The sequence below is a fragment of the Actinoplanes sp. NPDC051633 genome (genome assembly GCF_040681735.1).
In the GTDB taxonomy this organism is placed as follows: domain Bacteria; phylum Actinomycetota; class Actinomycetes; order Mycobacteriales; family Micromonosporaceae; genus Actinoplanes.
Genome location: NZ_JBFAZH010000152.1, coordinates 1 through 10,277 on the forward strand (window position 1 = coordinate 1; position 10,277 = coordinate 10,277).

A 10,277-nucleotide genomic window follows, 5' to 3' on the forward strand; every position below is an offset into this window, starting at 1 on the left:
GCCAGCAGCACGAGCAGGTTGCGCAGGGCGTTGATCTGCAGCGTGTCGTTGCCGGCCCGCCGCCACAGGGCCAGCACCTCGCGGAACGACGCGAGCGCCGCGGCCGGGTCGCCGTGCCGGCCGGCGATCGCCGCCGCCGCGGTCTCGGACGCCGCGGTGAACAGCCGGTCGTCCACCGAGGCGGCCAGCCGGGCCGCGGTGGCCAGGTGCTCGAGCGCACGGGGCGGGTCCACGTCACCGAGCGCCTCGCCCATGCCGTAGTGCGCCTCGGCGAGCGCGCTCGGGTTCTCCGCGGCGACGGCCCGATCCAACGCGCTCGATGCCAGCTCCACGGCCTGATCGAACTGCCCCGAGTACGCCATGACCAACGCCTCGCCGACCATCCCCGACGCCTGCACCGACAGCGGCCCGGCGACGGCCATGGCGCGGTAGTGCCCCACGGCGGCCGGGTCGCAGTTCACCAGCGCGACGTCCCCGAGCACCTCGTGTGCGCCGTAGGTCTCTCCACCCTCGTCGGCGGCCCGCGAGGCCAGGGATTGGGCGGCGGCGAGATCACCGCGGCCCCACGCGTGCGTCGCCGCCGCGGCGAGCGCGAGGGCCAGCCGCGGGCGCCCGGTGACCGGCACCGCGTCGTAACCCCAGGCCAGCACCTCGTAGTGCTGACAGTGGTAGCCGTAGCGGTAGGTCGCCGCGGCGAGGCGCACGAGCACGTCCGGGTCGCCGGACAGGCGGGCGCGGCGCAGGTCGGGCAGGAGCGCGTCGAGTTCGCGGACCCCGGCGATCTGCTCCGGGCCGTGCATCCGCGCCTCCTGCTCCTCCGCGGCCGCGACAATCGCGGCAGCGTGCCGCCGATAGGTCGCGGTGGCGTCGGGCGAGCCGGCCAGCCGCTCCCCCGCGTACGCCCGGACCGTCTCCAGCAGGCGGTACCGGCGCGGGCCGTGCCGCACGACCAGCGACCGGTCGACCAGCGCGGCCAGCACGCCGGCGACCCGCGTCCGCGGCACCTCCTCATCGGCGACGACCGCCTCGGCCAGCGCGATCGTGAAACCGCCCGCGAAGGACGCCAGCCGGCACAGCACCCGGCTCTCCAGCGGCTCCAGCAGGCCGAACGACCACTCCACCACCGCGCGCAGCGTCCGGTGCCGGGCCGCGCCGGTCCGCCGACCCCGGGTGAGCAGGTCGAGCCGGTCGCCGAGGCGGTCCCGGAGCTGGGCGACGCCGAGCGCCGTGGCCTGGGTGGCGGCGAGCTCGATGGCCAGCGGCAACGCGTCCAGACCGGCCACGATGTCGGCCACCGCGCCCGCGTCGTCGACCGCATGATGAGCCCGGTCCGCGAAGAGCCGGGCCCCGGCGTCCGCGCTCAGCGGCCCGAGCACGAGCACCCGTTCGCCGTCCACCCGCAGCCTCTCCTGGCTGGTCACGACGATCCGGACGGCGCACGGCAGCAGCGCCTCGACCACCTCGGCAGCGGGGTCGAGCAGATGTTCGCAGTTGTCCAGCACGATCAGCGGCTTCGCGGCGCCGGCGGCGGTCGCGATCGCGGCGAGCGGTTCGTCGAGGGGTCCGAGCCGGGCGCCGACGCCGACCGCCACGGCCTGCAGGAAGTCGTCGCGCCCGCGCACGTCGGCGGCGTCGACCCAGGCGACCAGCGCTCCGGCCCGCACGGTCTCGGCGACCAGCCGGGTCTTGCCGACGCCGCCGGGCCCGACCACACAGACGAGGCCGGGCTCGGCGAGCAGTTGCGCCAGTCGCGCCTGCTCGGCGTCGCGTCCGACAAAGGACGAAAATCTGAGGGGTACGCGCACAGTCGAGTCCCGTGGCACCACGGCGACCCGGGTGGGTGGTCCGGGCCGTTGCGCCTGCGCCGGTCCGTCTGCTGGGGTTGTGCCGCTGCCGGCCGCTGAGCCTTCCGGGGCCGTCTCCAGCGGCTCGCCGCGCAGCAGGGCCACCTGGAGCCGCTTGACGGCCGGCGAGGGATCCATGCCGAGGGCATCCACCACGGCGTCGGCGTGCCGTCGCAGCGCCGCCGCCGCGTCACCGCGCCGGTCGGCCGCGGCCAGCGCCCGGGCCATCATCAGCGCACCCGGCTCCCACCGCGCGTCGCTCTCGACCGCCGCCCGCAGCCCGGCGACCGCCTCCTCGGCCCGCCCCTCGCCCAGCTGAGCCTCGGCCCGGCGCACCAGCCCGGCGCGATGGGCATCGGTGAGCCGCGCCGCCCAGCCGAGGAAGGGCTCGGTGGCGAACTCCGGCAGCGGCGCCCCGCGCCACAGCGCCAGCGCCGCGTCGACGTCACCGGCCCGGATCAGCCGCTCGAAACGGAGGGCGTCGACGCAGTCGGGCGGCAGCGCCAGCCGATAGCCGGCCGGGTCGAGCACGATGACGCCCGGGTCGCCGAGCACCGACCGCAGCCGGGCCACGTGCGACTGCAGGCTGTTGCGCACGGACTCGGGCGGGTCCTCGGGCCAGACGGCGTCGATCAGCCGGCCGACGGGCACGGGCGCCCCGGCGTGCAGGGCGAGCGTGACCAGAACGGCCCGCTGACGGGCGCTGCCGAGGGCGACCGGCCCGCGTGCACCGGTCACCACCAGCGGCCCGAGCAGCCCGATCTCCACGCCAAGACCTTACGACCACGGGCACCGCCCGCACGACCGCGCCGGCCGTCGCCGAGCCCTCCCGTCAGGCGGCACGTCTCCTACGAGACGATCACGGTCGACAGGTCGACGCCCAGGCCCTTGAGCCCGGCGTATGTCAGCTTGTCCATCCGCGCGCCGTCGAAGGCCATCGTGCGGATCGCGTTGCGGTATTTCCGGCCCCAGGACCGGAACGACACGTCCCGCAGCGTCGCCTCGCGGAAGGTGACGTCGTTGAGCGCCGCCCGGTCGAAGCGCACGCTGGTGAACGCGGCGCCGTCCAGGTTCAGGCCGCGCAGATCGGAGTACGAGAAGTCGACCCCGGTGAACGTGCAGTTCTCGAAGACCGTGCGCCTCAGGTCGGTCATCCCGAAGTTGACGTCGGTGAACGCGACCTCGGCGAACCGCGTCTCGGTCAGCCCCGCCATGCCGAAGTCGGTGCGCACCAGGGTGGAGCCCCGGAAGCTGGCCCGCGCCAGCTCGATCATCGTCATCTTGGCATCGGTGAGATCGGCGCCGTCGAAGTTGGCGTCCGCCACGTCGCTGGACGCGAACGAGCTCCCGGTGAGGTCGGCGCGCGAGAAGTCGGAGCCGCGCAGCGCACTCATCTCGAACTTCCCGCCCGGCAGCACGACCCCCGCGAAGTCGCTCCCACCGAGGTTGCTCATGTCGAATCTCGACACCATCCGACGCTCGAGCGACCGGGAGAGGTTGGCGACCTCGCGCACGGTCTGCTCGATGTCGCCGATGCTGTCGATGGTCAGCTGCAGCGCCGTCTCGTCGTCCCTGCCCTCGGCCGTCAGCTCGCGGAACCGCTCGTGCAGGTCCGCCAGCAGGTCCGCCTTCAGCTCGGCGACGCTTTTCGCACCCTCGTACGGCTTGAAGACACCGTCCACATGGTCGTTCAGCTTGTCGATCATCGGTCGCCCCCTCACAGCAAGGTGTCGAGCACACGCTTCGCGTACTCCCAATTGCTTTTGTTGCGGGCGTAGGTCGCCCTGCCCTTCTCGGTGATCCGGAAGTATTTGCGGCGGCCACCCTGCGACTCGTCGCCCCAATACCAGGTGATGTCGCCGTCCGCTTCCAGGCGCCGGACGCTGGAGTACATCGTGGCTTCCTTGAGCTCGTACTCGCCGCCCGACCGCTCGGCGACCAGCTTGACGATCTCGTAGCCGTAGCAGTCGGCCTCCGCCAGCAGCCGCAAGATCATCGTGTCCGTGTTCCCCCGCAGCAGATCGGACGTGACCTTGCTGTCGCTCATCGCGCCACCTCCGCCCATAGTGTCGGCCCGAGTACTATGACTGTCAAGGTAGTGGAGGCGTCACACAACACAGTGGTAGCCCACAGACGTATCCGCAGGGCAGATGCGTCTCTGGGCTACCACTTTCTGTTTGAGGTCAGCCCTTCAGGTGGTAGAAGCGCCAGAAGTCGTTCGGGATGTCGAGGACGGCCGGCGCGGTGAAGCCGGCCTCGCGGGCCCAGGCGAGCAGGGTCGGGGCGCGCAGGATCGTGCCGTGCGCCGACTCGCCGCCCTCGGCCCGCGTCGCCGGCAGGCAGTGCAGGACGCTGAACGCGTACTGCAGGCGCTCGATCTCGCCGGCCGGCGCCTCGAACGTGTCCGCCACCCGCTCGTCGCCGACGAAGACGCTGCCGCCGGGTGCGAGCACCGAGCGGGCCGCGGCCAGCACCGCCACCGGCTCCGCCATGTCGTGCAGCGCCTCGAAGATGGTGACCAGGTCGTACGGCCCGGCTACGAGGGACGCCGCATCGCCCTGCACGAAGGTCACCCGATCGGCCACGCCCGCGGCCGCGGCGTTGCGCCGCGCCTCGGCGATCGACGCCTCGTCCAGGTCCACGCCGCGCACGGTCAGCGACGGGTACGCCCGGGCGAGCGCGATCGACGAGTGCCCGACGCCGCAGCCGAGGTCGAGCACCTTCGCACCCGGCCGGTCCAACGCGACGCCCGGCAGCGCCGGCAGCCACTCGGCGGCCAGCGAGTGCTCGAACATCGGCCGGTTGAAGCCGGCGATCCCGTGCCGGAAGTGCACGCCGTAGTCCGCGTACGAGATGCCGGCGCCGGTGCGGAACGCCTCGATCACGGCCGGCGTGAGCAGCCCCAGCCCGAGTCCGAACTCGGCCGCGGCGCCCAGGTAGTTCGGTCCGGTCTCGTCGAGCAGCACCTCGGCGACATGCGCGGGGAGGGTGAACGATCCGTCCTCGTGGGTGAGGATCGCGGCGGCGGCCTGTTGCTCGAGCCACTCGCGGGCGTACCGCTCGTCGACGCCGGCCGTCTTGGCCAGCTGCGCCGCGGTCAGCCACTGGCCGCGCAGCGCCGGGTAGAGGCCGAGCCGCCGGCCCAGCTCGATGGTGTGCAACTCGGCGGCGCCGGTCAGCGCGCCGAGGAGTCGTTCCGCGAAGAGTTCAGCAGTCATGCGGAGAAGACTGCCGACCGCCGCATGCACCACGCGTGCGGCGCACATGTGGCCCGGCCTGGATTGCGGGTCTTGACCTCCAGTGCGCTTGAAGTTGCACGGTCGGCGTCATGAGAGCTGCCGTGTTCGACCGCTTCGGCCCGCCCGACGTCCTCCAGCTGCGGGAGCTGCCCGATCCCGAGCCGGGAGCGGGCGAGGTCCGCGTCCGGGTGCGGGCCGCCGGGGTTCAGCCCTTCGACGTGTACGCGCGCCGCGGCGAGATGCCGTTCCTGCGGATCACGCCGCCGTCCACGATCGGCCAGGAGTACTCGGGGGTGGTCGATCGGGTCGGCGCCGGCGTCACGAACGTCCGGCCGGGCGACGAGGTGCTGGGCTCGACGATGCTCAACGGGCAGGCGTCCGCCGTCGTCGTCTCCGCGGAGAACGTGGTGCGCAAGCCGCCGCGGCTGGACTTCCCGACCGCGGCGGGGCTGGTGGCGGCCGGGCAGACGGCGACCGGGGCGCTGGGCGAGCTCGCCCTGACACCGGGTGACGTGCTGCTGGTGCACGCGGCGGCCGGCTCGGTGGGCACGGTCGCGGCGCAGGTCGCCCGGCTGGCCGGCGCGACGGTGATCGGCACGGCGAGCGCGGGCAACCACGAATACCTGCGGCAGCTCGGGGCGGTCCCGGTCGAGTACGGCCCGGGGCTGGTCGCGAACGTCCGGGCGACCGGGCTGACGCCCACGGTGGCGCTGGACGCGGCCGGGTCGGAGGCGATCGCGGCGTCGGTCGAGCTCGGCATCCCGCGGATGCGGATCGGCACGATCGCCGACGACAAGGCCGCCGCCGAGCACGGCACCCGGGTGGTCCGCGCCGCCCGCTCACCGCAGCGGCTGGCCGAGGTGGTGGCGCTGGCCGAGCAGGGTTCGCTGACCATGCCGATCCGGGCCTACCCGCTGGCCGAGGTGGCCGCGGCCCACGCCGCGGTGGAGACCGGCCACGGCCGCGGCAAGGTGGTCCTCATCGTGGAGCCGGGCTGACCGCCGGTTCGGGAGCCGGGCCGACCGCCGATTCGGGAGCCGGGCCGGCCGCCGGGTCGGGAGCCGGGCTGGGCCTGCCGTACAGCCAGCCTTGGGCCAGGTCGCAGCCCTGGGCCCGCAGCCAGTCGCGCTGTTGTGGCGTCTCCACGCCCTCGGCCACCACCTGGTGGCCCATCGCGTGCGTCATCGCCAGCACCGCCCGCACGATCGGCTCGTTGGCGGTGTCCTCGCCGACGCCCGCCACGAACGCCCGGTCGATCTTGACCACGCCGACCGGGAGCCGGTGCAGGTAGCTGAGCGACGAATAGCCGGTGCCGAAGTCGTCGATGCACAGCACCACGCCGAGTTCCCAGAGCGCGCCGAGGGTCACCAGCGCGGTCTGGATGTCCTCCATGACGGCCGATTCGGTGATCTCCAGCCAGAGCGCCGAGGCGGGCAGGCCGGTCTCGGCGAGCGCGTCGCGCACCACGTCGACCAGCGCGAGGTCGCGCAGCTGCCGCACGGAGACGTTCACCGACACGTGCAGCAGCCGCGCGCCCGGGGGCCGGGCCATGGTCCACCGGGCGAGTTGCCGGGCCGACTCGCGCAGCAGCCAGGCACCGGACTCCACGATCAGGCCGGTCTCCTCGGCGACCGGGATGAAGTCCACCGGTGACACGGCGCCCAGCTCGGGGTTGGTCCAGCGCATCAGCGCCTCGTAGCCGGACAGCTCGTCGCGGGTCAAGTCGTGGATCGGCTGGAAGTGCACGGCCAGCTCGCCGTTGCCCAGGGCGCCGCGCAGCGCCTGCTCGAGGTTGACCCGCTCGCGCACCTGGTCGCGCAGCGAGGTGTCGAACATCGCGTACGCGTTGCGCCCGTTGCGCTTGGCCTTGTACATCGCGGTGTCCGCGTCCCGGATCAGCTCGAGCGCCTCGGCGCCGCCGGCGGCCTTCGCGACGCCGATCGACGCCGAGATCGCCACCGGGCCGACGGACAGCTCGAACGGCCGGGTCAGCTCGTCCAGCAGCCGGGGGGCCAGCGCCTCGGCCAGCCGCGAGTGCGACGCACCGGCCAGCGCGATCACGAACTCGTCCCCGCCGATCCGGCAGACCAGGTCCTCGGCGCGCACCTGGGCGGCGAGCCGGCCGGCCACCACGCAGAGTAGTTCGTCGCCGACCTGATGACCCCAGTGGTCGTTCACCCACTTGAAGCGGTCGAGGTCGATGAACAGCAGGCTGATCTCCTGCCGGTCGGCGGCCGCGGCCGTGCCCCAGGCCCGGATGGTCGCGCTGAGCAGCTCACGGTTGGGCAGGTCGGTCAGCGGGTCGTGGGTGGCGCGGTGGCGGGCGGCGCGTTCGGCGCGGGCCCGTGAGTTGTTCGAGCGGACCACCCGGGCGAGCTCGGCCAGCAGGAGCGCGACCAGCAGCGCGGCCCGGACCAGGTCGTTGGTGAGGGTGGTGCGCGGGCCGAGGGTGGCGACCAGCGCGGGTACGACCACCATCGCGGCCAGCGTCGCGGTCCGGAGCAGGCCGAGGTCACGGGTCTCGACGCGCTGAGGATCGGTGAGGGTGCGCATCGACGGATGCAGCGTGGTCGCCCCGATGATCAGGAACGCGGCCATGAACAGGGTGTCGACGGCGTGCTGCGGGACCCGGGTCAGCTCGCTGTCCCGCAGCGCGAAGATGAAGTCGCCGGCGAACAGCAGCAACGAGGCGGTCATCAGCAGCCACATGGCCGGCTTGCGCGCGGTGCCGGCGAGGCCCAGCTGCACCGAGATCACCAGCAGGACCACGTCGATGGCCGGGAAGAAGGCGCTGGCCACCCGCAGGGCCGTGATGTCGGTCTGCTCCATCGTCGGCGCGATCAGGAACGTCCAGGTCAGGAACGCCGCGGCCAGACCGATCAGCAGCGCGTCGACCCGGGCGGGGTCGTCGTCGGTGGCCCGGCGCCGGCGCAGGAGCCCGGCGTACGCGACACCCATCAGCAGGTACGCCGGGATCACGAACGCGTCCGGGATCAGCGCCCCGGCATTCGGCGGGGACACGCCGGCCTCGGGGAACACGATCCGGGACACCATCGCGGCGATGAACAGCCAGCAGGCGGCGAGGATCAGCCGCCACGGGCCGCGGGCGGCGAGGTCGGTGTTGCGCCGCGCGCCGACGTGCAGAGCGGTCAGGCCGCCGGCCACCACCAGCAGGATCATCGGCGTCTGCAGCCAGACCGGGCCGACCGCGATCAGGCTCACCGGCACCGCCCCGGCCGCCAGATAGGCCCAGGTCACGCGCGCGGACAGCACCCGGCCGGCAGGCGCCGCGCCCACCCCGGCCGCGGTGGCGGGCACGGCCGGGGCAGAGGTCACGTCTGTTCATCGGCACGCCGATCGTCCGCATTAAGGGAACGACGCGCCCGCGCATGGACGTGACGGCCGTCACGCAAAGGGAGAACCTGGCACCTCGGACAAATGTGCATTCCATTCTGAAGTATCCCAAACGGTCACCATTTCTCTGCGGGGGGACAACGCGTGAAACCGGTACCTCGACTCATCGCGGCAGCCATCGGCGCCGCGCTACTCGTCGCCGCGCCGGCGCCCGGGGCTCGGGCACAGAGCCCGGCGCCGACGCTGCAAAGCATTCCGCTCGACTTCCTCACCGGCTCGGCGCCGGCGCGGGAGACCAGGCCGTTCGCCCTGGCCGGGCTCACCTGGAACGACCCGGCGGCGGCGCTCGGGACGACCGTCGAGATCCGGGCCCGCGCGGCCGCGACCGGCGACTGGTCGGCCTGGCAGGAGTTGGAGGCCGACGGCCGCTCACCGGCCGAGGCGGGCAGCGCCGACGACGCCGGACGGGGCCGCACCGACCCGCTGTGGTTCGGCATGTCGGACGCGGTGCAGGTCCGCGGCTCGGGCGGCGCGACGCCGGCCGGCCTGCGGCTCGACCTGATCAACCCGGACGTGGACGTACCAGCGGCCGGAAGCAGCACAACCCCGGAGGCGCGGGCCGCTGCAGCGCTGCCGAGCCGGCCCATCCCCAACCTGCTGACCCGGGCGCAGTGGGGGGCGAACGAGGCGATCGTCAAGGAGGCGCCGCAGTACACGCCCGGCGTGAAGGTCGTGTTCGTGCACCACACGGCCACCTCGAACAACTACAGCTGCGCCGACTCGGCGAGCATCGTCCGGGGCATCGAGGCCTACCACGTGCGCAGCAACGGCTGGAACGACATCGGCTACAACTTCCTGGTCGACAAGTGCGGCCGGCTCTTCGAGGGCCGCCGCGGCGGCGTCACCCGGGCCGTGCTTGGCGCGCACACGCTGGGCTTCAACACCTACAGCAGCGCGATCGCGGTGATCGGCAACTACGACGCGAGGAGCGCGCCGAGCCGGGTGCGGCAGGTGATCGCGCAGGTCGCGGCGTACAAGCTGGGCGGGTACGGGATCTCGCCGCTCGGCAAGTCGGTGATGATCTCCAGTGGCAGCGACCGCTATCCGCGCGGCACCCGGGTGGCGCTCAACCGGATCTCCGGGCACCGCGACACCGGGCGGACCACGTGCCCGGGTGGCGCGCTCTACGGCCAGCTGGCGTCGATCCGGCAGGTTGCCGGTGCCGCGCCGGTGGGGTTGCGGGTGGCGAAGATGGCCGGGGCGACCGCGTACGGGCCGACGTACTACACCCGGGGCGTGGTGCGGCCGTACTGGGCGCTCAGCACGCCGTCGAGCATGATGAACCGCTTCGACGTGTACGTGGACGGCAGGCTCTACACCTCGGGCCGGAACACGACCCGGGCCGCCGTGCTGCGTCTTGCCGCCGGCCGGCACTCCGTGGGGGTCGTGGCCGTGCATTTGTCCGGGCGCACGTCGCGGATCGTGCGGACCGTGATGGTCGACGTCACGCCGCCGAAGTTCGTGATGGGGCCGGCGCTGGTGCTGCGACCCGGGTCGCTGAACGGGAGCGTGCCGGTGCGGATCGGCTGGGGACTGGGCGACCCGAGCGGGGTGCGCTTCCAAGGCTTGAGCAGCCCGCGGCCGGTGGTGCTGGGGACCGCGGTGCGCACGTACAACACGATCGCGGCGCCCGGCCGGGCCACCCTGTGGGCGGTCAAGGCCACCGACCGGGCCGGGAACACGGCGGTGGGCACCGTCCGGCGTACCCCGACGGTCCTCTCGGACGCCGCGGGCACGCGCACCGGACGGTGGGTCACGCTGCGCAACCCCCGCTATCTGA

General features: G+C 73.3%; 7 protein-coding genes. 2 read left to right on the plus strand and 5 right to left on the minus strand.

Annotated features, from left to right (window positions below; translation table 11 throughout):
- The 4 genes from AB0M20_RS11730 to AB0M20_RS11745 all read right to left on the minus strand — a co-directional run.
- Positions 1–2,612: BTAD domain-containing putative transcriptional regulator (locus AB0M20_RS11730; RefSeq protein WP_364297090.1), on the minus strand; the 2,612-nt coding region annotated here is incomplete at its 3' end.
- An 80-nt stretch (positions 2,613–2,692) separates the two neighbouring features.
- Entirely contained in the window at positions 2,693–3,550 is an 858-nt protein-coding gene (locus tag AB0M20_RS11735) for a pentapeptide repeat-containing protein (RefSeq protein ID WP_364297092.1), read from the minus strand.
- 11 nt (positions 3,551–3,561) lie between these two features.
- Entirely contained in the window at positions 3,562–3,891 is a 330-nt protein-coding gene (locus tag AB0M20_RS11740; RefSeq protein WP_364297094.1) for a PadR family transcriptional regulator, read from the minus strand.
- Positions 3,892–4,027: 136 nt separating this feature from the next.
- Positions 4,028–5,062, minus strand: a complete 1,035-nt coding sequence (locus AB0M20_RS11745; RefSeq protein ID WP_364297096.1) for a class I SAM-dependent methyltransferase — start codon at positions 5,060–5,062, stop codon at positions 4,028–4,030.
- A gap of 110 nt (positions 5,063–5,172) precedes the next feature.
- On the opposite strand from AB0M20_RS11745, the gene AB0M20_RS11750 reads away from it, so the two are divergent.
- Positions 5,173–6,081, plus strand: a complete 909-nt coding sequence (locus tag AB0M20_RS11750) for an NADP-dependent oxidoreductase (RefSeq protein ID WP_364297098.1) — start codon at positions 5,173–5,175, stop codon at positions 6,079–6,081.
- Here AB0M20_RS11750 and AB0M20_RS11755 read toward each other — a convergent pair.
- Complete coding sequence (locus tag AB0M20_RS11755; RefSeq protein ID WP_364297100.1) at positions 6,062–8,419, minus strand: EAL domain-containing protein; 2,358 nt, start codon at positions 8,417–8,419, stop codon at positions 6,062–6,064. The two genes, AB0M20_RS11750 and AB0M20_RS11755, sit on opposite strands and share 20 nt — an antisense overlap.
- A 162-nt stretch (positions 8,420–8,581) precedes the next feature.
- Between AB0M20_RS11755 and AB0M20_RS11760 the strand changes: the two genes are divergently transcribed.
- Positions 8,582–10,277: N-acetylmuramoyl-L-alanine amidase (locus AB0M20_RS11760; RefSeq protein WP_364297102.1), on the plus strand; the 1,696-nt coding region annotated here is incomplete at its 3' end.